Annotated in this window: 22 protein-coding genes and 1 pseudogene; 6 read left to right on the forward strand and 17 right to left on the reverse strand. The window is 39.5% G+C overall.

The genetic code is table 11. The features are described from left to right. Positions 1 to 85: 85 nt before the first annotated feature. Positions 86 to 724: a copper homeostasis protein CutC gene (locus tag ACFPQ3_RS01830; protein WP_156806351.1), complete on the forward strand. Its 639-nt coding sequence runs from the start codon at positions 86 to 88 to the stop codon at positions 722 to 724. Between the two features lie 71 nt (positions 725 to 795). Here the strand turns inward: ACFPQ3_RS01830 and ACFPQ3_RS01835 are convergent, their stop codons facing one another. The 6 genes from ACFPQ3_RS01835 to ACFPQ3_RS01860 all read right to left on the reverse strand — a co-directional run bounded on the left by ACFPQ3_RS01835 (position 796) and on the right by ACFPQ3_RS01860 (position 6,482). After that, positions 796 to 2,064 (reverse strand): dihydroorotase, encoded by a 1,269-nt coding sequence (locus ACFPQ3_RS01835; RefSeq protein ID WP_156806352.1) that lies wholly within the window; start codon positions 2,062 to 2,064, stop codon positions 796 to 798. A 9-nt stretch (positions 2,065 to 2,073) separates the two neighbouring features. Next, entirely contained in the window at positions 2,074 to 2,706 is a 633-nt protein-coding gene (locus ACFPQ3_RS01840) for a hypothetical protein (protein ID WP_156806353.1), read from the reverse strand. Positions 2,707 to 2,718: 12 nt separating this feature from the next. Continuing rightward, entirely contained in the window at positions 2,719 to 3,372 is a 654-nt protein-coding gene (locus ACFPQ3_RS01845; protein WP_156806354.1) for a uracil-DNA glycosylase, read from the reverse strand. 90 nt (positions 3,373 to 3,462) lie between these two features. Continuing rightward, positions 3,463 to 4,341 carry an EamA family transporter RarD gene (rarD, locus tag ACFPQ3_RS01850; protein ID WP_156806404.1) on the reverse strand — a complete coding sequence of 293 codons (879 nt, stop codon included), beginning with the start codon at positions 4,339 to 4,341 and terminating at the stop codon, positions 3,463 to 3,465. Further along, entirely contained in the window at positions 4,334 to 5,194 is an 861-nt protein-coding gene (gene thrB / locus ACFPQ3_RS01855) for a homoserine kinase (RefSeq protein ID WP_156806355.1), read from the reverse strand. Before thrB ends, rarD begins: the two co-directional genes overlap by 8 nt. 1 nt (position 5,195) lies before the next feature. Continuing rightward, on the reverse strand, positions 5,196 to 6,482 hold the full coding sequence (locus ACFPQ3_RS01860) for a homoserine dehydrogenase (protein WP_156806356.1): 1,287 nt from the start codon (positions 6,480 to 6,482) through the stop codon (positions 5,196 to 5,198). Positions 6,483 to 6,855: 373 nt separating this feature from the next. On the opposite strand from ACFPQ3_RS01860, the gene ACFPQ3_RS01865 reads away from it, so the two are divergent. Beyond that, positions 6,856 to 7,773, forward strand: a complete 918-nt coding sequence (locus ACFPQ3_RS01865; RefSeq protein WP_156806357.1) for a polysaccharide deacetylase family protein — start codon at positions 6,856 to 6,858, stop codon at positions 7,771 to 7,773. Positions 7,774 to 7,913: 140 nt separating this feature from the next. On the opposite strand, the gene gorA is transcribed toward ACFPQ3_RS01865, so the two are convergent. The 3 genes from gorA to ACFPQ3_RS01880 all read right to left on the reverse strand — a co-directional run bounded on the left by gorA (position 7,914) and on the right by ACFPQ3_RS01880 (position 10,441). Then, on the reverse strand, positions 7,914 to 9,272 hold the full coding sequence (gene gorA, locus ACFPQ3_RS01870; RefSeq protein WP_156806358.1) for a glutathione-disulfide reductase: 1,359 nt from the start codon (positions 9,270 to 9,272) through the stop codon (positions 7,914 to 7,916). Positions 9,273 to 9,368: 96 nt separating this feature from the next. Beyond that, the gene (locus tag ACFPQ3_RS01875; protein WP_156806359.1) at positions 9,369 to 9,902 is read right to left on the reverse strand and encodes a DUF2798 domain-containing protein; all 534 of its coding nucleotides are present in this window, start codon (positions 9,900 to 9,902) and stop codon (positions 9,369 to 9,371) included. A 77-nt stretch (positions 9,903 to 9,979) separates the two neighbouring features. After that, entirely contained in the window at positions 9,980 to 10,441 is a 462-nt protein-coding gene (locus tag ACFPQ3_RS01880; protein WP_156806360.1) for a GNAT family N-acetyltransferase, read from the reverse strand. A 114-nt stretch (positions 10,442 to 10,555) separates the two neighbouring features. On the opposite strand from ACFPQ3_RS01880, the gene plsY reads away from it, so the two are divergent. Then, positions 10,556 to 11,191: a glycerol-3-phosphate 1-O-acyltransferase PlsY gene (plsY, locus tag ACFPQ3_RS01885; protein WP_156806361.1), complete on the forward strand. Its 636-nt coding sequence runs from the start codon at positions 10,556 to 10,558 to the stop codon at positions 11,189 to 11,191. Positions 11,192 to 11,403: 212 nt separating this feature from the next. Further along, a pseudogene (locus tag ACFPQ3_RS11805) lies at positions 11,404 to 11,912 on the forward strand (transposase); the annotation flags it as partial. Positions 11,913 to 12,252: 340 nt separating this feature from the next. On the opposite strand, the gene nagB reads toward ACFPQ3_RS11805, so the two are convergent. Further along, the gene (gene nagB, locus ACFPQ3_RS01900) at positions 12,253 to 12,957 is read right to left on the reverse strand and encodes a glucosamine-6-phosphate deaminase (protein ID WP_156806362.1); all 705 of its coding nucleotides are present in this window, start codon (positions 12,955 to 12,957) and stop codon (positions 12,253 to 12,255) included. Positions 12,958 to 13,106: 149 nt separating this feature from the next. Between nagB and queA the strand changes: the two genes are divergently transcribed. Then, positions 13,107 to 14,135 (forward strand): tRNA preQ1(34) S-adenosylmethionine ribosyltransferase-isomerase QueA, encoded by a 1,029-nt coding sequence (gene queA, locus ACFPQ3_RS01905; protein WP_156806363.1) that lies wholly within the window; start codon positions 13,107 to 13,109, stop codon positions 14,133 to 14,135. Between the two features lie 82 nt (positions 14,136 to 14,217). Here queA and ACFPQ3_RS01910 read toward each other — a convergent pair whose 3' ends face one another. From ACFPQ3_RS01910 to ACFPQ3_RS01935, 6 genes are all read right to left on the reverse strand, one after another. Continuing rightward, positions 14,218 to 14,457: a DUF3165 family protein gene (locus ACFPQ3_RS01910; RefSeq protein ID WP_156806364.1), complete on the reverse strand. Its 240-nt coding sequence runs from the start codon at positions 14,455 to 14,457 to the stop codon at positions 14,218 to 14,220. Between the two features lie 115 nt (positions 14,458 to 14,572). Beyond that, entirely contained in the window at positions 14,573 to 16,414 is a 1,842-nt protein-coding gene (gene typA / locus ACFPQ3_RS01915) for a translational GTPase TypA (protein ID WP_156806365.1), read from the reverse strand. Between the two features lie 166 nt (positions 16,415 to 16,580). Next, the gene (gene ftsY, locus ACFPQ3_RS01920; protein WP_156806366.1) at positions 16,581 to 17,843 is read right to left on the reverse strand and encodes a signal recognition particle-docking protein FtsY; all 1,263 of its coding nucleotides are present in this window, start codon (positions 17,841 to 17,843) and stop codon (positions 16,581 to 16,583) included. After that, positions 17,830 to 18,666, reverse strand: coding sequence for a Cof-type HAD-IIB family hydrolase (locus ACFPQ3_RS01925; RefSeq protein ID WP_156806367.1), 837 nt, complete (start codon positions 18,664 to 18,666; stop codon positions 17,830 to 17,832). The genes ftsY and ACFPQ3_RS01925 overlap by 14 nt, the downstream gene beginning before the upstream one ends. Continuing rightward, complete coding sequence (locus ACFPQ3_RS01930) at positions 18,663 to 19,454, reverse strand: HAD family hydrolase (protein WP_232323229.1); 792 nt, start codon at positions 19,452 to 19,454, stop codon at positions 18,663 to 18,665. Before ACFPQ3_RS01930 ends, ACFPQ3_RS01925 begins: the two co-directional genes overlap by 4 nt. A gap of 172 nt (positions 19,455 to 19,626) precedes the next feature. Then, positions 19,627 to 20,295: a hypothetical protein gene (locus tag ACFPQ3_RS01935; RefSeq protein ID WP_156806368.1), complete on the reverse strand. Its 669-nt coding sequence runs from the start codon at positions 20,293 to 20,295 to the stop codon at positions 19,627 to 19,629. A gap of 239 nt (positions 20,296 to 20,534) precedes the next feature. Here ACFPQ3_RS01935 and ACFPQ3_RS01940 point away from each other — a divergent pair, with 239 nt between their 5' ends. Further along, positions 20,535 to 20,918: a hypothetical protein gene (locus ACFPQ3_RS01940; RefSeq protein ID WP_156806369.1), complete on the forward strand. Its 384-nt coding sequence runs from the start codon at positions 20,535 to 20,537 to the stop codon at positions 20,916 to 20,918. A 142-nt stretch (positions 20,919 to 21,060) separates the two neighbouring features. Here ACFPQ3_RS01940 and ACFPQ3_RS01945 read toward each other — a convergent pair whose 3' ends face one another. Next, on the reverse strand, positions 21,061 to 24,366 hold the full coding sequence (locus tag ACFPQ3_RS01945) for a DUF6359 domain-containing protein (protein WP_156806370.1): 3,306 nt from the start codon (positions 24,364 to 24,366) through the stop codon (positions 21,061 to 21,063). Between the last annotated feature and the right edge of the window lie 128 nt (positions 24,367 to 24,494).

Raw genomic sequence — 24,494 nt, forward strand, 5'->3', positions numbered from 1 at the left:
TCAAAACTCTTTTTTAAAAATTTGGGGCAGATTTGGGTCGATGCTTATCAAAACACTATAAAATAAAGGATTTTTAACGTATATCATGATTACCAAAGAATTTTGTGCTGAAAATTTAACAGATTTGCACCGCTTAGTTGGTACTGACATCACACGTGTCGAGCTTTGTGATAATTTAGCTGTTGGTGGCACAACACCGAGTTATGGTGTCATAAAAGAAGCTAACCGCTACCTACATGAGAATCACATTACCTCTGCTGTGATGATTCGTCCTCGTGGTGGCAATTTTGTCTACAACGACCTTGAACTTCGTATTATGGAGGAAGATATCTTGCGTGCGGTTGAGCTAGAAAGCGATGCTCTTGTTCTCGGTCTACTTACTGAGGATAACCAACTGGATCTTGAAGGTATTGAGTACCTTTTACCTGCTACTCAAGGACTGCCCCTCGTCTTTCACATGGCCTTTGATTTGATTCCAAAAGCTGAGCAAAAAGCTGCACTGGATAGCTTGATGGAGTTAGGATTTACCCGAGTTCTTCTTCACGGTTCTGCCATTCGCCGAGATATTTTTAAAAATGTAGACCACATCAAAGAACTCATTGCCCACGCCAATGGTCGCATTGACATTCTCCTCGGTGGTGGGGTCAATGCTGATAACTATCAAGAACTCATTGAAAAAACGGGAGCCAGCCAAGTTCACGGAACAGGACTTGTCGCTGACTAAATCATCTTAAAAAGCACTGGAAAACCCAGCGCTTTTATTGTGCCCAAAGATAGCATTTCTATCAGTCCATTTTATGCCTGATAGACAAGATTCCCATTACAAATCGTGTATTTGACAACGCCTTTGAGTTTGTCTCCGATAAATGGCGAATTGGCTGCTTTTGAATGGAAATGCTCCGAGATGATGCGATCTTCGTTATCAGCGAAAATCACAATATCTGCTGGGCCATTTTCCGCCAAATAACCGGCGTCAAATCCGTAAAGTTCTGCTGGGTTGACGGTCATTTTTGCCAGTAATTCCGACAAACTAAGGTGCCCTGCTTCAACCAAATGAGTCAGTCCCAAAGAAAGGGAGGTTTCTAAACCAGTCATACCTGACGGTGCTTGGGTCACATCAGAGACCGCTTTTTCATCGGTATGATGAGGAGCATGGTCGGTTGCAATCACAGAAATCACGCCTGATTTCAACCCTTCAATGACTGCCAAGCGATCACTCTCCAAGCGTAACGGGGGATTCATTTTTGCATTGGACCCTTTTTCAAGGAGCAGGTCTTCGGTTTTTGAAAAATGTTGCGGTGCAACTTCTGCGGTTACCTTGGCACCTAATCCTTGCACAAATTCAATAACTTTCACTGACTCCGCTTTAGACAAATGCTGCACGTGGAATTTATTTTGCACCTCATAGGCAATCATGACATCACGCGCCACCATGCTATATTCAGCCACGCCACGAGCACCACCACAGCCAAAATGATGTTTGGCGATGTGTTCATTTAACCCTAGAATGCCATTCAACTGAGGGTCTTCCTCGTGAAGCGCCACAACCACATCCAATTCCTTGGCTTTTTTGAAGGCCTTGCGAACCACACCGGTATTTTCAAGAGGAATCCCATCATCTGAAAAGCCGACTGCACCAGCTGCTAACAAGGCATCAAAATCCGTCAAAGTTTCACCGTCAAAGTTTTTGGTTATAGTAGCATTGGTTTTTATATGGATAGCTTCTTTTGCTGCTGACTCCAAAACCTCGGTCAAGGTCTCCACGTCCGAAATGGTTGGATTGGTATTGGCCATCATGACCACAGTTGTAAAGCCACCTGCTGCCGCCGTCAAAGCACCTGTGTGAATGTCTTCCTTATGCGTCTGCCCCGGCTCACGGAAGTGCACATGGATGTCAATGAGACCAGGTGCCACCACAAGGCCCGTGGCATCAATCACCTCGGCACCTGCCGCTTCAATACCATCTGCAATGCTTAGGATTTTTTTCCCTTCAACAAGCACATCCGTCACCCTATCCAAACCAGTTTTTGGGTCAATCACTCGACCATTTTTAATTAAAAGCATGTGTTCTCCCTATTTTAGTTGCGTGATTAGCTCTTCCACTTCAGCTGCACCTATGGTATCTCCGATGGTTAAAAAGAGGTCTTTGGCCTTTTGGAAATAGCTGAGCTCCTTGGTGATTTCACCGAGACCACGATAAGCGCAGGCTTTAGCCACCTCATCATCGGTCTGTAATGCCAAATCTAGTGCCGTTCTCATCTTAGCTTCCGCAGTAGTTTTGTCACCCATTAAAAAATGTAGGTAAGCATCTTCATAGCCAGCTACTGAATCCGCCTGTTTCCGATCACTGTCATCTAAGTCTAATTGTGCTATTAAGGCTTGTTCTTGAACAATATAGTCGAGAGCTTTAGGGTAGTCTTTGGCCTCTCGTTCGACATAAGCCAGCTGGTGAAGAGCTATGTGCTTCATTTCCAAGTCACCAAGCTTTTCTGCTAGCCTTACATTACGTCGGCCTGACTGCCTTGCTTCCTGTAATTGCGCTTTCTTCACGGACAAATAAATCCTATTGTTATTAGCCCAAAATTGTCCGATGACATCTTCCTTGTCTAGGGAGTCATACAGTTGTGTCAGTAACTGTTCTGCTTCTGTTAGCTGATTGCTCTCTAGCGCCTCAAAAAAGAGTGCGGTTCTATCCAACTCTGTCACTACTCTCACTCCTTACTGCAACCAATCAATTTTATCCAGCCCAGCCTCTTCTAAGTAGGCATTAGCTCTTGAAAAAGGCTTACTACCAAAGAAACCACGATGGGCTGAAAGAGGACTTGGGTGAGCCGATTCAATCACTTGATGATGGGAATTGGTAATCAAGTTTTTTTTCTTTCTCGCATAGCCACCCCAAAGAATAAAAACTACAGGCGCTTCTTTTTGATTAAGGACCTTAATCACGGCATCTGTGAACGGTTCCCAGATAAGATTCGCATGACCATTGGCATTACCAGCTGGAACCGTCAGACAAGCATTTAGCAATAATACACCCTGATCAGCCCAAGGGGTTAAATCATGGTTTTCTTTCAGACCAATATCTTCTTGTAATTCTTTCAAAATATTTTGCAAAGATGGCGGAGCAAGCAAGTCATTTGGCACTGAAAACGATAGCCCTTGCGCTTGATTGGGACCATGATATGGATCCTGTCCTAAAATAACGACTTTGGTCTGCTCAAAAGTCGTGTGTGTCAAGGCCGCAAAAACCTTCTCTCTCGGTGGATAGACCACTCCCTCGCCATAAACCTTGTCCATAAAAGCGTTGATCTGACCAAAATAATGCTCTGGTAGTTCTGCTTTGATTTTTTCATGCCAGGTTGAATGTTTCATTTTGACCTCCTACCGTATTGCTTTGCTATTTATTGTACCATAAGATACCTAAAAAATCCCTTTTGTTCAATAATCAAAAAGGATTGTTCATTATTTTTTTTTATGAAAAAGCTGCGCAAAAACAAAGACTCCTACTGCAAGCCAAATTATCGCGAAGCCTACCATTTCTCCACCATTGATCCCCTCACCAAAGATAAAAACTGCAATAACCAGTTGCAAAGTAGGATTAAAATATTGAATGAATCCTACTTGATTAAGTGGAGCGCGTTTAACAGCTTCCGCAAATAATAAGAGAGGAATTGCAGTGATTATTCCCGACAGAGCTAGTAACCCTTGCTCAATCAAGCTAACATCACACCAGCCAACTGGACTTAAAAAGATAAGATAACCTACCGCAAAAGGCAAAATAATTCCCGCTTCTACTAGCATCGCAACATCACTTGAAAGTTTAACCTGTTTTTTTAATAAGCCATAAATGCCAAAAGACAAGGCTAAAATAAAGGTTACAAGCGGCAGCTGTCCTGTTAGCACTATCAAAACAAGAGCTCCTAAAGCTGCCAAAGCAACTGCAATCCACTCAAGACGCACCAGCTTTTCCCCTAAAAAAAGAATGGACAAAAGAACTGATACCAACGGCATTAAGTAGTAACCTAGACTAGCCTCGGTGGCTTGACCGCTACCCACCGCATAGATATAGACTAGCCAATTGACGGCGATAAATAGGCTCGCAAAAATCATTGTCCATAAAGGCTTTGAAGAGCTTTTCAGATAAGTGAGCTCCTTCGTTAACTTATCAGTCTGCCTAGCCAAAACAAAATAAGCTAACATCGTTACAAAAGTCCAGACAATCCGATAGGAAAAAGTCGTATAGGCAGGTACTCCACCCAATGCTTTCCAATAAAGGGATAAAAGTGCCCAAGCCAGATAGGCACAGAAGGCGTAAATCAACCCTGTTCTACTTTCATTCAACACGCACACCCTCACGGTCAATTTCTAAGATAAAGCATTCACCATCAAACTGGAGTGCTTCAATAGCTAACTTGATTTCATCGGATTTATCGTGTGCTGTTAAGACCATAATTGTAGGCCCTGCACCTGATAAATAGGTCGCATAGGCTCCCATTTCTTTAGCTAAAGTCTTAATCGGAAGAAATTCCTTGACCAAAGATTGGCGATAGACTTCATGGAAACGATCGCCCTCAATAGCCTCTCCTGCCACTTCTAGATTTCCTGATAAAAGCCCTGCAACAGCCACATTTGCAATGGAGGAGGCTGCGACAGCTTCTTTATAAGAAAGCTCTTGTGGTAATACCCCACGAGAATCAGAAGTCTTCAACTCATAACTAGGAATAAAAGCAATAAAACTACAAGCTGGGAACTCAGCAACAATCTGATTAACGTTTTGATTCACATAAGAAGCAATGACCAAATTTCCAAAAATAGCTGGTGCAACATTATCAGGATGCCCCTCGGTCTCAGTCGCTATAGCCAATTTTTCATCAGCAGTCATCTCAAGATGACCAAGCTGATTGGCTAACTCAATACCTGCTACAATAACTGATGATGATGACCCCAAACCACGCGCCAGTGGGATATCTGATGTCATCTCAATCATGTGCGGCTGCAAATTAGGATTAATTTGAAGTGCCGTAGCAATTAATAAGTTACTCTCATCACTAGGAATATCTCCCAAATCATGCTTGATGAACCACTTATCAGTTGGCTCCTTAATCTCAATCGTTAAATATTTTGAAAGTGCGACCCCAACCGAATCAAAACCAGGTCCAATATTGGCTGAAGTTGCAGGTACTGTAATTCTCATCTTACTCACCCAACACCTTGAAAGTATTCAAGACCTTGAACTCTGCTACTTCTGATAATTTAGCAGTCACATTTGCCAAGGCAGTTTTGCTCATTTCGTGTGTAATGATAACAACACTAGCTCGCTCTCCTTGAGCCTTTTGTTGTAGCACTTGCTCAAATGAAATATCTTCTGAGCTGAAAATTTCAGCTAGTTGCAAAAGTTGTCCTTTCTTATCTGGTGTCTCAATTGAAAAGTAATAACGACTCTTCACATCTGATAAATCAGATAATTTTATTTCACGACTAAATTCATTAAAAGGTTTGCCAATGGTTTTATCATTTAAATGACGAGCAATACGAACAATATCTGCCACAACACTTGTTGCTGTTGGCTTTTGTCCAGCACCAGGTCCGTAATACATGGATTGACCGATACCTATTGACTCAACAAAAACAGCATTCATCACACCATTAACACTTGCCAATGGGTGTGTCTTGGGCACAAAGCTTGGTGACACCTCTGCAAAGAGCCCTGATGGGGTTTCCTCGATTGCTCCCACTAGCTTAATCACATAACCGAGCTGTTGCGCCACTGCAACATCAGCTGTGCTAATGGTTGAAATGCCTTTGTGGGTAACATCTTCCAATCCAATCGTCATGCCAAAACCAAACTGACTCAGAATAACAGCTTTATAAGCAGCGTCAATACCTTCAACATCATTTGTCGGATCACTTTCAGCGTAACCTAATTTCTGAGCAGTCACCAAAGCATCCTCATAAGACCAACCTTCATCAACCATTTTGGTCAACATGAAGTTAGATGTCCCATTTAAAACCCCTAAGATACGAGTGACCTTATCAGAAGTCAAGGAATTAGCCATAGTGCGCAAAATTGGAATACCACCCGCAACAGCTGCTTCGTAGTAAAAAGCTACACCCTTATCCTGTGCCAAAGAAATCAATTCCTTACCGTGACTAGCAATCAAGTCTTTATTGGCAGACACCACATGTTTACCAGCCTTCAAAGCCTTAGTGATAAAGGTTTTAGCTGGTTCAATACGCCCCATCAGTTCAATCACAATATCAATCTCACTATCAGAGATAATATCGTCAATGTCAGTCACAAAATGATAATCATTTCCTGCTGCCAAAAGACGCGTTTTCTCTTCTTCATCCTTCACCAATACCTTAGAAATTTCAATCTGATCTTTCGCTGCTGCTGTGATTTTATCACCATTTTCTTCTAATAAAAACGGAATACCGCTTGCTACAGTACCAAATCCAAGCAAACCTAGTTTAATTGTCATATCATTCTCCTTACTTTCTAAAACATAACATGCCAAATGTTAATTCATTATACCAAAAAATGGGAGATTAACGCAAAAACAAATATTTTCAAACTAAAATATAAAAGTCCTACAGGTATGCTGAAGTTTGTAATCGGTACACTAAACTTAATCTCTACAAACGTAAACGTTTCCAATAACTAAAATAGTATGTTATTATCGATAAAGTCTAGTTCTTATTTTATATCGTTTTTGCATATTAAGAAGAAGTTCCAAAATATTCCAGCTATTTTAACACTAGTCAGTTAGGAGAGTCTCAAATAGCTTTTCAATTCCATTTGCATCCTATTCACTTTTTCGTTATAATGAAGAAAAATTAACAAAGGAGCCCAACATGTCAAGACCTTCTCGCCATTCTAGACGCCGTCGTTCACCATTCCTCGGCGTATTACTTTCTCTCATAATCCTGCTTAGCTGCTTTGCTCTTTTCTTCTTTTGGAAAATGGCTGACGCTAAAAATAGTAATCAGAAAACAACTCAAGCCAGCTCTGCTATTTCCAAAGTCCAAGAAACAACCGATCAAGCCCAACAAACCGAAAGCACCTCTGAAACGGAAACCGTCACTTGGACGACACAAGAGCAACCCGTTACTATCCCAATCCTCATGTATCACGCTATCCACGTCATGGCTCCTGAAGAAGCTGCTAATGCTAACCTTATCGTGGCACCAGATGTTTTTGAGAGCCATATCAAGCGCCTAAAAGATGAAGGGTACTATTTTTTAAGCCCTGAAGAAGCCTACCGTGCCCTTACTGAAAATAGTCTCCCTGCTGAAAAAGTTGTCTGGCTTACCTTTGATGATAGCCTCTGGGACTTTTACGACCATGCTTATCCGATTCTTGCTAAGTACAGTGCCAAGGCAACTAATAATGTCATCACAGGTTCTGTTGACCATGAAGGTAATTTAACGGTTGATGAAATGCAAGAAATGAAGGCAAATGGTATTTCCTTGCAAGGACACACTGTCAATCATCCAGATTTAGAATATTCAACACCTGAAAATCAAACAGCTGAACTCAGCGATTCAAAAAACTATCTTGATCAAACCTTTTCACAAGATACTATCGCTGTTGCCTATCCAGCAGGTCGCTACTCTCAAACAACTTTGGATATCGCCAAATCACTCAACTATAAACTTGGTATGACGACAAATGAAGGTGTAGCTAGCGCAGCAAACGGATTACTCACCCTTAACCGTATCCGTATGTTCCCAACAACAACTGCTGATGAATTGATGACTCGAATCCAATAACAAGAAAACACTCCATTCAACATTGAATGGAGTGTTTTTATCATAACAGTTAAAATCAGGAGACTAACTCATTTGAGTAATATGGAATAATTTGATTCGCATTTTTATCATCCTATTCTTGATTCAAATTACAGTACCAATTATCTCATCGTCACAAATTCTTCTGCACCTGTTGGGTGAATGGCTACAGTATTATCAAAATCTTCTTTTGTTGCGCCCATCTTGATAGCAACTGAGAAGCCTTGAACCATTTCATCAACACCGTATCCGATACCATGAAGCCCAATAATTTTTTCATCTTCCCAAAGGCAAACAAGCTTCATCTTGCTTGGTTGACGGTGTGTTCCAAGAGCTGTGTACATTGGTGTGAATGTTGAGCGATAAACTTTAATATTTTCAGCACCAAATTCAGCGACGGCTGCTTCTTCTGATAAACCGATTGAACCGATGGCAGGGTGACTAAAAATAACGGTTGCCACATCCTTGTAATCCATCTTGGCATTCGTTTTAGCATTGAAAAGACGTTCTGACAATTGACGACCTGCTTTAACAGCTACAGGCGTTAATTCTAATTTACCAGTCACATCACCAAGCGCATAGATTCCTGATACATTTGTATTTTCAAATTCATCAGCAGCGATAAATCCCTTATCATTAAGTGCAACTCCAGTTTTTTCTAGCCCAAAACCAGTCACATTTGGACGACGACCAATGGCCCAGATAAGCGTATCAACTGTGTACCTCTGCCCATTTTCCAAAACCAAAGTCAGCGACTCATCAGCGTTCTTAATCACTTCCTTAGGAATCGAATGCGTATGCAAAGTAGGACCATTCTCTGTCATATAATCAGTCAGTGTTCCAATGATTTCTTGGTCAAAATTGCGGAGCGGACGGTCCTGACGGACAAAAAGATGCGTCTCCGAACCCAGAGCATGGAGAACACCCGCTACTTCTACCGCAATATAGCCTGCGCCTACAACAGCTGTACGATTAGGAACAGCATCTAGCTCAAAGAATCCATCAGAGGTGATACCATACTCAGCACCTGGAATTTCTGGATAGAGGGCATGACCACCTGTCGCAATCAAAATATGAGGAGCTGTATAACGTTGCCCAGCCACTTCTACGGTATGAGCATCTACAAAAGTTGCGTATTCATAAACACGCTCCACACCATTATTGTCAAATCCACGCTCGTAAGACCCGTGAATACGGTCAATATAAGCCTGACGATTAGCCTTCAAAGTTGCAAAATTAAAGTTTTTCGTTTCAACTTCAAAACCATACTCTGCCGCATAATGATTGAGGGTTTCAGCAACCTGAGCACCGTACCACATCACTTTTTTAGGAACACAACCCACATTGACACAGGTTCCACCAACTTCTTTTCCTTCAAACAGGATGACCTTAGCACCATGCATAGCTGCACGGTTAGCACTAGCAATTCCACCTGAACCACCACCGATAACGATATAATCATATTGTTTTACTTCTGACATCATTTCTCCTTTTTCAAACTAGACCGATTGGTACAATTTTCTTTATTTTAACATAAAAAAAGGTAGCAGACAAAAAACTGCTACGACATTTTTGAGTTAGATAATTTCAGGTAATTCGTCATCATTATCAAAGTCCTCAACCTTATCTTCACCTGGAAATGGTTTTTGAAGATGACCCAAAATAAAACGAGAAATTGGCCCTGCAATGAGGAAATTGAGTGGGATAGCAGCCACAAAGTTTGTTAGCCATGCTTTTCCATAAGCACCCAAAGTAATCACAGACCAAGGTAATCCTTGACCGATAATAAGATTAAAAATCAAACCATAGAGCGACATAAAGGTCACCATAAACAGTGCCATTGTCCCTGAAATCGCAATAATTTTCACCCAGCGTTTCTCGTGATGACCGATGTGGTGTAGAATCGCAAAAGCAATTTTCTTAGCAATCGGCCCTACCAAAATCACATCAAGCAGAAAAGCGACAGCAAATCCTGGCAAGTAGCCAGCAAAAACATGCCCCCAATGTACTGCTCCTGTATTTATGTAAAGGTTCCAAATTGACATTCCAAACACCATGATGCCACACATCATCACTGTAAACAACATCGCTTCTTTAACATTTCTAGGCATTATAAACTCCATTTCTAAAACATTAGTTTTTACTATACCATAAAAATTTTTTCTTCGTAAGCAATTTTTTCAAAAAATTACAAGATAATTTCCATTTCTGTATGTAAGGGTTTCATGCCTTGCTTTTGGTAAAAGCGGAGCGCCGAAACATTATCATTCCAAACATTCAAAGTTAGATGATAACAACCCAATTCTTTGGCATAAGCTAATGCAAAGCTATACAATTCCTGACCAATACCACTACCACGTACGTCTTGATCCACACATAAATCATCTATGAAGAGAGATTTTACTGGCTCAAGAACTGCTCCTTTCGCCTCTCTTATCTCTAAAAAGAGATGTCCGATAACAGCTTTGCCATTATCATAAACATAAACAGGCTTGGTATCATCTGTTAAAAGATGCTCAAGCTCCTCATCTGTAAACTTACAACCACTCCCTTTAAAAATATCCGGTCTAGCTTCATGGTGGACTACTAAAATTTGCGCCAATAATATCTGTATTGCTGGAATATCTTCTAAAGTCGCACGTCTAATCATTTGATAGTTCCTAAAGCACTAAAAAAGAGAAGTCTTCCTCTTTGTTTAGCTGAGCTCCCTTTCTAATTTTGTCTATTATATCAAAAATTGTGCTTCTTATGCTATAATGGAAACATGAAAACATTACTTTTTATTCTAATCGCCTATCTGCTTGGTTCAATCCCGACTGGTCTTTGGATTGGGAAGCAATTTTTTAAGATTAATCTCCGCGAACATGGTTCAGGAAATATGGGAACAACCAATACCTTCCGTGTACTTGGAGTTAAAGCTGGGTTAGTCGTTCTTGCTGTTGACGTCCTCAAGGGGACGCTAGCGACCTTACTACCTATCTGGCTTGGCATCACACTATCACCTCTTATGATTGGATTTTTTGCCATTCTAGGACATACCTTTCCCATTTTTGCTCAATTTCGTGGTGGAAAAGCTGTCGCTACCAGCGCAGGCGTTCTCTTAGGCTTTGCACCGAGTTTTCTTCTCTACCTAGCCATTATTTTTGTAGCCAGCCTATACCTCTTTAGCATGATTTCTCTTTCGAGTGTCATTGCCGCAACTGCTGCTATTCTAGGAATCGTTATCTTCCCTGCCATTGATTTCATCCTAACAACCTACGACCCACTTTTTAGCCTTCTCATTCTCCTAATCGCAGCCGTCATCATGGTTCGACATAAAGAAAATATCTCTCGAATAAAAGCGAAAAACGAAAACCTCGTCCCATGGGGACTAAACCTTACCAAGCAACAAAAAAAATGAGAATGGGACAAAAATCATTAAATCGTCAAAAAAGGTGATTTCGATTTTGTCGTCCCACCTCCACATAGTTGATTAGGATGGCCGCTAACGATTGCGTGGTACTCAAATAGTCCAGTGGACTATTTGAGGTGGACACTTGAAAATAAAGAAGTGTCCAGTTGCAGACCTCTAATCAACTACTGCGTCAATCTGTTATTACTATCAAAAAGAGAAAGAACCTCCTTCGTTTGGATGAAAGCAATGTGAACCATTTGTTTAAGTATGCCATGTTTGATAAAGAGCAGAAGAAAGGGTATAAACCGTCAGCTAGGAACTTAACGAATTGGCACTATGATGACAAAGAGGATAGCTATACTCATCCTGACGGGTGGTGCTATCGTTTTCACCATGTCAAACATCAGAAAACACAGACGGACTTTCAACAGGAAATCAAGGTTTACTACGCCGATGAACCTGAACTAGCCCTCAAAAGGGACTGTATATCAACGAACATTATCAACACTTAAAGGCTAAAGAATGCCAAGCACTTTTATCTCCCGAAGGTAGACAGATTTTCACTCAATGCAAGATTGATGTGGAACCTGTCTTTGGGCAGATAAAGGCTTGTTTGGGTTACAAAAGATGTAACTTAAGAGGCAAATGTCAGGTGACAATTGACATGAGATTGGTACTTATGGCCAATAATCTCCTAAAATACAATAAGAGAACAACTCAAAACTAAAAAGCTAGAGTTCCGCTATTAGGAAGCTCTAGCTTTTTTTGTCGCTGAGAACTATTTTTGTCTCAGACTCTTTTTTATTTCTGTAATAATAACTTTGTAAGAAAGAAGGGACTATTTATGGAAAGGATTTTTCCAATGTTTACGTTTCGGAACCATTCGAAACAACACAGCGAGTTAAAATAAGGCAGTGATTTTTAATCCCGTCCGTATCCAACTTGAAAAAGTGAGCACCGATTCGGTGCTTTTTTGCTTTTCCCAAGAATCACCAAGCTGAAAAGGCTTAGAACTGACATACTAAAAATAGTATGCTGATTCTAAGCCTTTTATGTAGATTTTTCTTTTAGTCCAATTTACTCGCTGCTGCTTCGTCAATAATTAAAACGACATTGTCATGATTTTGGAGAACCGTAGCTGGGACTTCTTCCGTAACTGGTCCGTGGACTGTTTTGTAAATAGCGTCAGCTTTTTCAGAACCATAAGCCATCAAAATAATTTGTTTAGCAGACATGATAGAGGCAATTCCCATCGAAATTGCCTGACGAGGCACTTGGCTTACATCTTCAAAAAAGCGAGCATTAGCTTCAATAGTGGATGCATCAAGATCTACAACATGGGTTTTAGTTGAAAAAGCGGTGCCTGGTTCATTAAAACCGATGTGACCATTACGGCCGATTCCTAAGATTTGAAAATCAATAGGATGTTTTTCAATCAAGCGATCATAATTCTTAACTGCTTCCTGTAGGTCTTGTGCCATGCCGTTAGGAACATAATGCGCTTTTAAGCTTTTATGATTAAATAATTGTTCTGTCATAAAATAATGATAAGACTGCTCATTTTCAGAATCAAGTCCAACATATTCGTCTAAATTGATTGATGTAATCTCTGAAAGATCAATATCAGATTTTCTAATTTGTTTGTAAAACTCTAATGGAGTAGAACCAGTCGCAAGCCCTAATGTCTTAGCCCCCTCATCAACAGCTTTTTTTAATAAATCAAAAGCAAGAGCTCCACCTTCTACTTGATTTTTCACTTTAAAAATTTCCATTTTGTTCTCCTTTTTGGTATATACCAATATTGTTTGATTTTATTTTATTATATTAACCTATAAATGTCAATTCAAAAGAAGTTCTTTTCATTATTTTTATCAACGTGGTATAATATAAAAGCATCTTTTGAAATGATATTGGAGAATTTATGAATACTAATGATTTTGATTTTTATTTACCAGAGGAATTGATTGCTCAGACACCTCTTGAAAAGCGTGATAGCTCTCGTCTTTTAATTTTAGATCGTGACCAAAAAACGATGGTTGATAGCCATTTTGACCACCTCGTGGATCAGCTAAATCCTGGTGATGCCTTGGTCATGAATAACACACGTGTCCTCCCCGCTCGTTTATACGGAGAAAAGCCTGATACTCATGGCCATGTAGAGCTTTTACTATTAAAAAATAACCAAGGTGACCAATGGGAAGTTTTAGCTAAACCAGCAAAACGCCTTAAAACTGGTACAAAAATTAGTTTTGGAGACGGTCGTCTAACCGCTACAGTCGTTGAGGAACTGGAACACGGTGGACGAATTGTTGAATTTCATTATGATGGTATTTTTCTCGAAATCCTCGAAAGTTTGGGAGAAATGCCACTACCGCCTTATATCCATGAAAAATTAGATGATCGTGAACGTTATCAGACTGTTTACGCTAAGGAAAATGGCTCCGCGGCTGCACCGACTGCAGGATTACACTTTACAACTTCGCTTTTAGAAAAAATTCAAGCCAAAGGCGTTAAATTAGTCTATCTTACCCTTCATGTCGGGCTAGGGACCTTTAGACCTGTTTCGGTTGACAATGTGGACGACCATGATATGCATTCTGAATTTTATAGTCTTAGTCAAGAAGCAGCTGACACAATCAATCAAGTCAAGACTTCAGGAGGCCGTATTGTTGCTGTTGGAACGACTTCTATCCGTACACTTGAAACCATTGGACAGAAATTTGATGGAAAAGTCCAAGCAGATTCAGGCTGGACTAAAATCTTTATCAAACCTGGATATGATTTTAAAGTTGTTGATGCCTTCTCAACGAACTTCCACCTTCCAAAATCTACGCTTGTCATGCTAGTCTCTGCCTTTGCAGGACGAGAATTTGTCTTAGAAGCCTACAAACATGCTGTGAATGAACGCTACCGCTTCTTCTCCTTCGGAGACGCCATGTTTATCCAATGATAGTCTACTTTTAACCTGTCGTGTGAACATCGCACGGCTTTTTCTGATATAAAAAATGCTCACCACAAGGATGAGCATCAGTTTATTTTTCTGAAAGATTTTTAATATCTCTTAAAGTTAGGTAAGCCAAACCTAGCATCCCAAGGACGATAAACAATTCTGGCGGCGACTGAAGAATTTTCATAAATGTCATTCCAGCTAAAACGATTAATAAAGCAAGCAGACCGACCAATAAAATCATACTAAGGGTATTTTTTATGGTCTTTGGAGCTCTAAAAAAATAATAAAGGATGATTAAAACAGCTACAATGAAATAGAACATAAAATGTAACACCGAGAGCTAAGACAAAGAAAACATAATGATAAAATAAAGTATGTCGCTATCTAAAACCCGTATTTAGTTCCTTTCTAAGCTGTTATAATAACTCATTCTGTTATTATTCAGCTTGTTTTTTCTTTTTATTGGCTTTTTCGCGTTCGTTTTTATTAAGAATTTGTTTACGAAGACGAATTGATTCAGGGGTTACTTCCATGTACTCATCGTAGTCAAGGAACTCGATAGATTCTTCAAGAGTCAAGATACGAGGTGTTTTAATAACTGCTGTTTGGTCTTTTGTTGCTGAACGAACATTAGTCATTTGTTTAGCAGTTGTGATGTTAACAGTTAAGTCATTTTCACGTGCATTCTCACCGATAATCATTCCCTCATACACTTCTGTGCCTGGGTTGACAAAGATAGTGCCACGCTCTTCAATACGCATGATTGAATAAGTAGTTGCCTTACCTTGGTCTATAGAAACCAAAGCTCCACGGTGACGACCACCAATTTCAGCATCAATATATGGAAGGTATTGATCAAAGGTATGGTTCATGATACCGTAACCACGTGTCATTGACAAGAATTCTGTAGAGAATCCGATAAGACCACGAGCAGGAATCAAGAAAATAAGACGTGTTTGGCCATTTCCGACCATTTGCATATCAAGCATATCACCTTTACGCTCTGAAAGGGCTTGGATAATTGAACCTTGATATTCTTCTGGTGTATCGATTTGAACACGCTCAAATGGCTCACATTTCACACCGTCAATCTCTTTGATGATAACCTCTGGTTTTGAAACTTGAAGTTCATAACCTTCACGACGCATTGTTTCAATAAGAATCGACAAGTGAAGCTCTCCACGACCTGATACAATCCATTTATCTGGTGACTCTGTATTTTCAACACGGAGAGAGACGTCTGTTTGAAGTTCCGCCATGAGACGCTCTTCAACTTTACGTGATGTCACGTGCTTACCTTCACGACCTGCAAATGGTGAGTTATTTGCCAAGAAAGTCATTTGAAGCGTTGGTTCATCAATGCGCAGAACTGGAAGTGGCTCGATTACATCTGTTGGTGTTACTGTCTCTCCAACGAAGATATCTTCCATACCAGAAACAGCAATCAAATCACCGGCTTTAGCTTCTTGGATTTCTTTACGCTCCAGACCGAAGAAACCGAAAAGTTTTGTGACACGGAAGTTTTTAGTTGTACCGTCAAGTTTTGAAAGGGTAACTTGATCACCGACTTTAACAGTTCCACGGAAAACACGCCCAATACCGATACGTCCTACAAATTCATTGTAGTCAAGAAGGGAAACTTGGAATTGCAACGGCTCATCTGAGTTATCAACTGGCGCTGGAATGTGCTCAATAATGGTATCAAAAATTGGTGCCATTGTTTTTTCTTGATCAGCTGGGTTATCTGAAAGTGATGATGTTCCATTAATCGCTGACGCATAGACCACTGGGAATTCAAGCTGATCATCATCTGCTCCAAGTTCGATGAACAATTCAAGAACTTCATCCACAACTTCTGCTGGACGTGCTGATGGTTTATCAATTTTGTTAACAACAACGATTGGTGTCAAGTTTTGCTCAAGAGCTTTTTTCAACACAAAACGTGTCTGAGGCATTGTTCCTTCATAAGCATCTACAACAAGTACAACGCCATCAACCATTTTCATGATACGTTCAACTTCACCACCGAAGTCCGCGTGTCCTGGGGTATCCATGATATTGATCCGAGTATCGTTATAAGCAACTGCTGTGTTTTTCGCAAGGATTGTAATACCTCGCTCTTTCTCAATATCGTTTGAGTCCATCGCACGCTCTTCAAGTTCTTTACGCTCATCCAGTGTTTGCGATTGCTTCAAAAGCTCGTCTACGAGGGTTGTTTTTCCGTGGTCAACGTGGGCAATAATGGCTACGTTACGGATATCATTTCTTAAGTTTATCATAAAATCCTCTTACTCTTATTTTTAACCTAACTATTGTATCACATTTTTAAAAAAATGACTGTTCTAATCTTTATGTAAATGTTTTCAGTTGTTACAAAGCACTTATTTCCTCTTAAAATCATTCATTTAGTCAAAAAAGACTGCCTAAGCAATCTTTTTCTAGTTCTTATAAAATTTCTGCGAGAAGTCCGGTCATAAAGTCTTCTGAATTAAATTGTCCAATGTCATCAATTTTCTCGCCAAAGCCGATGAGTTTCACAGGAATATCCAATTCTTCACGGATGGCTAGGACAACCCCACCTTTGGCAGTCCCGTCAATTTTAGTTAAGACGAGTCCTGTCAATGGTGTAATTTTTGAAAATTCTTTGGCTTGGCTGAGGGCATTTTGGCCAGTTGAGGCATCTAGAGCCAACAAGGTTTCATGGGGTGCTTCTGGGATAACACGTTTGATAATACGACCAATTTTTTCAAGCTCTGCCATGAGATTATCTTTGTTTTGCAGGCGACCAGCAGTGTCAATCAAAAGGATGTCTACTCCTTCTGCGACAGCTTTTTCCATACCATCAAAAACAACTGAGGCAGGATCAGCTTTTTCTGGACCAACAACAACTGGCACATCCACACGGCGGCTCCACTCAACAAGCTGAGCAACGGCACCAGCACGGAAGGTATCCGCTGCAACGAGCATGACTTTTTTGCCTTCCGCCTTATATTTATGGGCAAGTTTACCAATAGACGTTGTCTTACCGACACCATTGACCCCAACAAAGAGCATGACTGTCAAACCATCTTGGAAATTGATTTTCTCGTTAAAGTTACCGTCTTTTTCGTAGATGTCTACTAATTTTTCAATAATGACACGACGGAGTTCTTCTGGTTTCTTAGCTTTTTCTAACTTAGCTTCATAGCGAAGCTCCTCAGTCAAGTTAGTTGCAACACTAACACCAACATCTGACAGGATGAGCAATTCTTCCAATTCTTCAAAGAAATCTTCGTCAACACGACGGAAATTGGCTAAGAAAGCATTGAGACGAGCTCCAAAACCAGTACGTGTTTTTTCTAAACTTCGGTTATATTTTTCCTCTGTTGTTTCAACAAAGGTTTCTTCTATAACTGGAGCTGGTTCACTCACTTTTCGTGTCTCAACTGCTTCAAAATGAATTTCTTCACCCTTTTCAGCAGCAGCTTTGGCAGCAGCTTTTTTAGCATAGTAGTCTGCCATCACAGATGAAAAAGCATTATCAACTGCTTGCGTTTGCTCAGCTGATGCTTCAATGATTTCTTCTGAGACTTCTTCTGATATTTTCTCAACTACTAATTCATCTTGCTCGTCATTATCAGCATCAACAACTTCTTCACTCGCTACCTCTGCCACTTCCTCGACAGCTTTTTCTTCTTTGTTTCCAAATAACTTATCAAATAAGCCCATTACATTCTCCATTCACGATATATTTTTTGACCGCTTCAGCAACTCCTGATTGGTCATTCGTTTTCGTTGTGACTGCCTTAGCACTTTCTTTGGCAATAGCAGAGCCATTCGCCATAGCAACACCTAAACCAGCCCATTTTAGCATGGTTATATCGTTTTCTTCATCACCCATTGCCATCACCTGCTCCGCCTTTAACCCTAAATGCTTTGCTAAAAGGTCAAGTCCAACTGCTTTATGAACACCTTTTGGCATGATTTCAAGAATAATCTCACGTGATTTAAAAATCTCGAAAACTTGATGTAGATGAGCTGGAATTTTAGGAATTTGGCTATCTAAAAAATCAGCATCTGTCACAATCACTACTTTATTATAAATGATATCTCTCGATAATTCATTAAGGCTGTCTAACTCAACAAAAGTCAACATAGGATTAGCTTGATAGTACTGTGAATGATTGCCACGACTAGCAATGCTATACACCGTCCCATCACTAATAACATCCATAGGTAGTCCTAATGGCTCTATATGCCGGTAAATGATTTCCAATTCCTCAAAAGTCATGTCACTTTTATCTAAGATGTCCCCATTATTGCATTGAACTAAACCACCATTAAAGGTAATACTATAGTTATCCTCATTGTAAAGGTCTAATTCTTCTAAAACGTGGATAATAGCTTTTAAAGGGCGTCCTGTGGTAATAACTATCTTAACCCCTAATTCTTGCGCTTTTTTCAGAGCCTGTTTGTTTTCTTCAGTAATGGCTTTATCAGTTGTAAAAAGGGTCCCATCCATATCCAAGGCTAGTAATTTAATCTCAGTCATTCGTTTAACATTCCTTCTAAGTAAGTCAATACGGCACCATCTTCACAAGAGCCAATCACTTTATCGGCTATTTCTTTAATACCTTCACGCGCATTGGCGGTAGCAACAGCTGTACCTGCAAACGACAACATCTCTGCGTCGTTAAAGTTGTCCCCAAATGCAATTACCTCTGAAACATTTAGCCCCAAAAAGTGACACAGGTCTTCTAAACCAGTTGCCTTTGTGATACCGTCTAGGATAATATCCATTCCTCCAAAACCAGTCACTACAGCTGATAAGCTAGGATTTTTATCAGTCAAGGCTCTGCTATGTTCCAAAATTAAATCATCTGAAAACTGAGCAGTTAACTTGTAAATGTCATCAGTTATTTGAGTTAAATCCATTTTCTGTGTTTTTTCATAAAATTCAGAAACACGGTTAAAATAAACATCTCTGGTATTTAACGGAGCATAGGCACCTACCCGTCCTGAAAGTAGGTAGCCATGACAATCTGAAAGATTTTCAAGTTGCTCTGCCACAGCCAGATATTGCTCAGGACTCATAAAATGCTCTGAAATCACTTTACCCTTGTAGGAAACAACACTACCGTTCTCAGCAATAATGGCAATCCTAGATAGGACATCTGAAAATAACCTTTGCACACTCAACATAGGGCGACCGCTAGCCACCGTAAATAAAATCCCTCGATCTTCACACTTATCTAAAACCTTTGCGAATAAAGTCTTATCATAAGTATGCTCCTTCGTCAAAAAAGTACCGTCCAAATCTGTTGCGATTAATTTAATCATACAATGTCACCAATTTCTATTTTAGGAATGCCAATTTCGCCTCCGCTTTCTAACTTCCATTATAACATATAAAAAGTTAAAAAAGCGCACCTCGGGCAAGCTCTCGAAAAAGAAACATTTTCGGATAATAATCACTCATTATTCATACTATTCATTCCAAAGGTTAACATTTCTAAACTATTGTATAAGGTAGATGAATACTCTCGGTATCTACACCTTTTAGCTCTAAAAACTCTTTAAAGCTACATTTAGTTTTTTCTTCTAAATATTCAAACCAGAGTGGATAATACCGTTTACAATTATGGCATAATATTTCAAAGTTTTTAGCTTGAAAATTGAGTTTCTTAGCCGTTTCTTCCATCTCTGTTACTGAGTTTAATTCTTCTTCTCTATTTCCTTTTACTAATACTCCCCAAGGAAGTTCGTGTAAGCAAAAATCGTGGTAACGGACTAACAGTTTTAATTTAAGTTTTAAGGCTTTGACATGATTTTGATTACGTTTTAAGACTTGATTTGCCAAATGCATAGATGAAAGGTCAAATTTCCATATCAATTCCTCTAAATCCATTTCCAATAAAAATTCAGAAAACTGATAGCCATGGTTAAAATCTTCTCTCCACACATATTGAAATTTTTGAAAAAACTGTGGCGTAATGTGAATGTTGTTTTTATACTGAGTCACAAAATCCATCAGCTCGTCTAAGCTTGGATACTCGTCTACCACTTCTTTTTCCCAACTAGTCATCATCTTGTGACGAACTTTCCTTTGCACTTTGGAAAAATAAGCATTTAAAGGAAATTTTTCATAGATTTCTAAATATTTCTTTAAATGTGTATTCATCAGTCACCTCGTACAAAGCAAATAATCATCTATTATTCTGTTAAGTACCTTCTGTTTCGTTATCTCTCATTGTAACATATAAAAAGCAAAAATAGGCCCACTCTGCAGAGTATACAATGGAGAATTCTTCTAAAATTTACGCACTAAATTTCTCATGCCTCTTCACGACATCACCCTCTTCCTTGCCCTCTTTTTCGTTTCACGCTATAATAAGGAAAAGTAATCTCGAAAGGTTTATCATGTCTATTACCATTAAACGTCGTACGAAGTATATTCGCGCCTTTGCTCCTATTTACCTGAAGCTGAATGGGAAAATTGTTGCTCGTATTATGGAAAATGAGGAGGTTGACTTGAGTCTTCCTACATCTGAAAGTTTGCTCACCGTTCGCGGCAGTAAAAAATCTAGAATTTCTGTATCAGATAGTGATGTCGTTATTATTAAAGATAATGTTCTGAATATTCTAACGTTTTGGGGTGGTGTTTTAGCCATCCTCTTTGGGCAATTTATTTTTTCTCCTGGAACGTGGATCATGGCTATTATCACTTGGCTTGGGTTGGCTAGTATCCTAGCAAGTCTTTTTATTCCTCGTTTTCTATTGGAAAAAGCAGGTGCAGACCAATAAAAGTCCAAAGACACAGCTAAAATGTTGACAGATATAAACTATGAATCTCTCACAAACATAAAAAAGAGACCTTATTCCTTACTTAGAATTTGGTCTCTTTTGATTTTTATCAGATACACAAATAGTGTTTCTTAGAAACTGCTTAGTATTCTTTACGTTTATGACTTGCAATGGCAAGACTGCTCAAGAGAATACTTGCTCCTACGACTAGCATAACGTGTTCATCTGAGTCTGACAATGCTGGTAGGCTTTCTGCTTTTGAAACGTTAAAGATATCTTGTTTCGCTCCACCTGCTGTTTGTTGCCCTTCTTTCACAACCGGTGATGGTTTCACCTCTGTTTGCGCATGAGGAGCATTAATTTTCTCGTTTTTAGATGTCAAAGATAATGGTAATGTCAATTCAGGTTTCTTATCCACTGTTGGAAAATCTTTTGGCACTTCATTGACTTTTCTGATATCAATTTGCAGCAACAATGGGTCATGATCCGAAGCTCTGCCATGTTCTTCCATAAAGGCAGCATTCACATGAACCATATCAAACTCATAATTATCAGCTAGGTGGCCTGAAATCATAGCTTGGTCCAAAGTTTGATTATTTCCTTGATGGAAGTAAGAATAGCGATCTGATTCCTCATGATGTTTCACAAGGTTTCTAAGTCCTGCCGACTCAATAATTGATAGAGTCTTAGTGAACTCATAATCGTTATAATCCCCTAGGATAACGATATTCGCTCGTTCATTTTGAGCAAATCCAGCCTCTACAAATACTTTGATGTCTTCTGCCATCTGATGACGTCTGGCTTCTGACTTGAACTGTGGTGGTTGAACCTTACCAAAGACGCCCATATCACCGCGTTTAGAATTTAAGTGTAACCCTAGCAGAACAACTTTTTCACCATTAAATTCAAATTCAGCTACTGGAACTTTTCGTGTGCCTTCCCATACAGGACTTGTTGGATTTAGTCTTGCGACGCTGTATTTTAACTCTCCATTTTCCCAAGTTGCTGATTCATTTGGCTGGGCTGCTGGTTTATCAGATAATTTAACTCTTTCAGAATTGTACAAGAAACCTGTTCTAATGTTACCACCAGGTGCTCCACCATCGGCATTATTTTCAGGTGCAAAGTCAATATACTTGTAAGCTGGGCCACCTAAAGCGGCAATGGCGTCAATCAAACGTTGTGCCGATTTCGTCGCATCTGTCGTACCATCATTAGTTTCCCCGTTATTATCTTGAACCTCTATAAGGGTAATAATGTCTGGAGAATGCAAGTCAGAGACAAAGGATTTCGCAATTCTTGCTACTTTCTCATCACTTGTACCTTTTTTATTGGCAGAGAAGTTTTCAATATTATAAGATGCAATCATTAATTTTGCAGGGTCTTTGACAATGCGGCTAACTTCTGGCTTCAAACCACCATCTTGATGAGATTCCAAGGCCTTATTATCGACTAACAATTTATAGTTAGTGTACGAATAAGAAATTGGTCCTGTAATGTCTTTACCGAAATAATCCCCTGCTTTAGCGACAAATTTTCGATTCGTTGTCAGAAGAGCAATTTTTTGTGGATTGTAGCTATCACTTTGCAAGGTGATACCACCTGAATTATTTTTCTTAGTCGTGTCATTTCCTGGTACAACATAGATTTCACCGTATCTTTGTGGACCTAAGACTCTTGCTCCTTTTACAGTAACCAGCTGTCCTTCTAGCGATTCCCAGAAATCAAGGGCATCATTTTCTGGATCAAACTCTTTAAAAGCATCATCATCAATAATTTTAGTAGGAGCTACTCTATCCTCACCTAAAACAATGGCCTTAGGCACTTCTGCTGTCCCTACAACTCTTGTTTCATTTGCCTTGATTTGAGTGACGGTAAGGTCAGTTTCAGCTTTATCCGAATAACCGTCACCTAAATATTCTTCAACTTCACCAGTGATTTCCAATTTATCACCAACTTTGACCTTATGTTTTGGTAAAAAGACAGCAATGCCATCAGAAGTTTTAGCATTACCATCAGGGACTAAATCCTGCACATAGAATTTATTATCTTTCTCAACGTAGGTAACAACGACATCTTTAACTGTGACTTGTTTCCCAACTAAAGGAGAGACATGCCCTTCTCCTTGTACTTGGGCAACGGTTACTTCAAGAACAGGGGCCTGCTCTGCTTTTTTCACAATTTCAAAATGGTCAAGAGAGAAAGGTTTTACTTGGTTGGCTTCTTTGAAACTAGATAAAATCCCTGTGACATGAATCTCGTCATTAGTATTAATTTTTTCTCTAAGAGCCGTTGCTGTGAAGCCAGAACGACTGTCTAAACGCACAGAAACAACCTTGCCATCCTTGTCAGTGACATCAAAAGTCGCGTTATCAAAGGAATCATTTGAAATCGTTCCAACTTTGACATTCTCTAATTTGATTAGTGTAGACTGTTTATCAGCACTCAATGTTGGAATTGTTAATGTCGTCAGTGTCGTGTTGATGTCACCTGCAATTTTTTTACTTGCTGTAATATCAACAACCTGTAACTCACTGCCGTATTTGGACAGGGTACCAGTCAACTCTACAACATCACCTTGCTTGAACGATAGGTCTTGTTTAGGATAAACATAAATTCCTGCGCCAGACTTATCTTGAACGTAAAATCCTTGGCCACCCCAAGCATTGACAGGGCTGATGACTTTTCCTAAAAAACTATATTCTTTACCTTGCTCATATGTTCTCAAATGAGCGATTGGGGTAAGATTTGAACTTACTGGCTCTAATGGAACTGGGGGCTCAATAGGTTTATCTTCTACTGGTACACTACCATCTTCAACTAATTCAATTTTGCTCGTAGATTTTATGCCAATTTTATTGAAATAGGTTTCTGAAATGCCAGTTACTCGAACTTTCTTCCCAATATAACTTGGATTATCTTTCACATTGAAATTTTTTCTAACCTCTGACTTGCTAACGAGTTGAACTGGAATGGTGTCCTTTGCCTCAGCATCCTTTGTGGCACCAAGAGCTAGGTTAGAATATTCATTTCCATAAGCATTTCCTGATTTCAAAGATCCTGTGATATAGCCCTCAACAGTGGTTTCTTTCTTATCAGCAGTCATTTTTTGGTAATCTTCTACGCTAACAACTGATGATTGAAGAACTTCTGATTCGACAACTGGTGCTGGGGTATTAAGTGATTCTGAAACTACCTCTGGAGAAACAATATCTGATACTGCATTAGGTTCTGGCGTCAAAGAAACAGGTTGGGTTTCTTCCAAACCTTGTGGAGAGGTGTTAGCGTTAGGCTGTATAAGCTGATTTCCCAAATTGGTTGGCTCCTCTGCTTGAACAATTGTTCCACCTAGGAAAGCTAACCCTAAAAGGACAGAGACAACACCGATACTATACTTCTTGATTGAAAAACGTTGCGCATTCTCTCGAGTTCTGTTTTTTCCAAACATTTTAATTCCTCCGAATTTTTAATACGGTTACATTATACAAAACCCGAACAAATAAATCAACTATATATTTTTTGTTATGCTTATTCTGTTTTTTTTTTATAGTTATAAATATAAAACAACATTAATGA

This window comes from Streptococcus caledonicus (assembly GCF_042656225.1).
Classification (GTDB): domain Bacteria; phylum Bacillota; class Bacilli; order Lactobacillales; family Streptococcaceae; genus Streptococcus; species Streptococcus caledonicus.

Excerpts from the sequence above, each read along its gene's own strand:
- ACFPQ3_RS01830 (WP_156806351.1), top strand. The coding sequence starts at position 86 with ATGATTACCAAAGAATTTTGTGCTGAAAATTTAACAGATTTGCACCGC.
- ACFPQ3_RS01835 (WP_156806352.1), bottom strand. The coding sequence starts at position 2,064 with ATGCTTTTAATTAAAAATGGTCGAGTGATTGACCCAAAAACTGGTTTG.
- ACFPQ3_RS01845 (WP_156806354.1), bottom strand. The coding sequence starts at position 3,372 with ATGAAACATTCAACCTGGCATGAAAAAATCAAAGCAGAACTACCAGAG.
- thrB (WP_156806355.1), bottom strand. The coding sequence starts at position 5,194 with ATGAGAATTACAGTACCTGCAACTTCAGCCAATATTGGACCTGGTTTT.
- ACFPQ3_RS01860 (WP_156806356.1), bottom strand. The coding sequence starts at position 6,482 with ATGACAATTAAACTAGGTTTGCTTGGATTTGGTACTGTAGCAAGCGGT.
- ACFPQ3_RS01865 (WP_156806357.1), top strand. The coding sequence starts at position 6,856 with ATGTCAAGACCTTCTCGCCATTCTAGACGCCGTCGTTCACCATTCCTC.
- gorA (WP_156806358.1), bottom strand. The coding sequence starts at position 9,272 with ATGTCAGAAGTAAAACAATATGATTATATCGTTATCGGTGGTGGTTCA.
- ACFPQ3_RS01875 (WP_156806359.1), bottom strand. The coding sequence starts at position 9,902 with ATGCCTAGAAATGTTAAAGAAGCGATGTTGTTTACAGTGATGATGTGT.
- ACFPQ3_RS01880 (WP_156806360.1), bottom strand. The coding sequence starts at position 10,441 with ATGATTAGACGTGCGACTTTAGAAGATATTCCAGCAATACAGATATTA.
- plsY (WP_156806361.1), top strand. The coding sequence starts at position 10,556 with ATGAAAACATTACTTTTTATTCTAATCGCCTATCTGCTTGGTTCAATC.
- nagB (WP_156806362.1), bottom strand. The coding sequence starts at position 12,957 with ATGGAAATTTTTAAAGTGAAAAATCAAGTAGAAGGTGGAGCTCTTGCT.
- queA (WP_156806363.1), top strand. The coding sequence starts at position 13,107 with ATGAATACTAATGATTTTGATTTTTATTTACCAGAGGAATTGATTGCT.
- ACFPQ3_RS01910 (WP_156806364.1), bottom strand. The coding sequence starts at position 14,457 with ATGTTCTATTTCATTGTAGCTGTTTTAATCATCCTTTATTATTTTTTT.
- typA (WP_156806365.1), bottom strand. The coding sequence starts at position 16,414 with ATGATAAACTTAAGAAATGATATCCGTAACGTAGCCATTATTGCCCAC.
- ftsY (WP_156806366.1), bottom strand. The coding sequence starts at position 17,843 with ATGGGCTTATTTGATAAGTTATTTGGAAACAAAGAAGAAAAAGCTGTC.
- ACFPQ3_RS01925 (WP_156806367.1), bottom strand. The coding sequence starts at position 18,666 with ATGACTGAGATTAAATTACTAGCCTTGGATATGGATGGGACCCTTTTT.
- ACFPQ3_RS01930 (WP_232323229.1), bottom strand. The coding sequence starts at position 19,454 with ATGATTAAATTAATCGCAACAGATTTGGACGGTACTTTTTTGACGAAG.
- ACFPQ3_RS01935 (WP_156806368.1), bottom strand. The coding sequence starts at position 20,295 with ATGAATACACATTTAAAGAAATATTTAGAAATCTATGAAAAATTTCCT.
- ACFPQ3_RS01940 (WP_156806369.1), top strand. The coding sequence starts at position 20,535 with ATGTCTATTACCATTAAACGTCGTACGAAGTATATTCGCGCCTTTGCT.
- ACFPQ3_RS01945 (WP_156806370.1), bottom strand. The coding sequence starts at position 24,366 with ATGTTTGGAAAAAACAGAACTCGAGAGAATGCGCAACGTTTTTCAATC.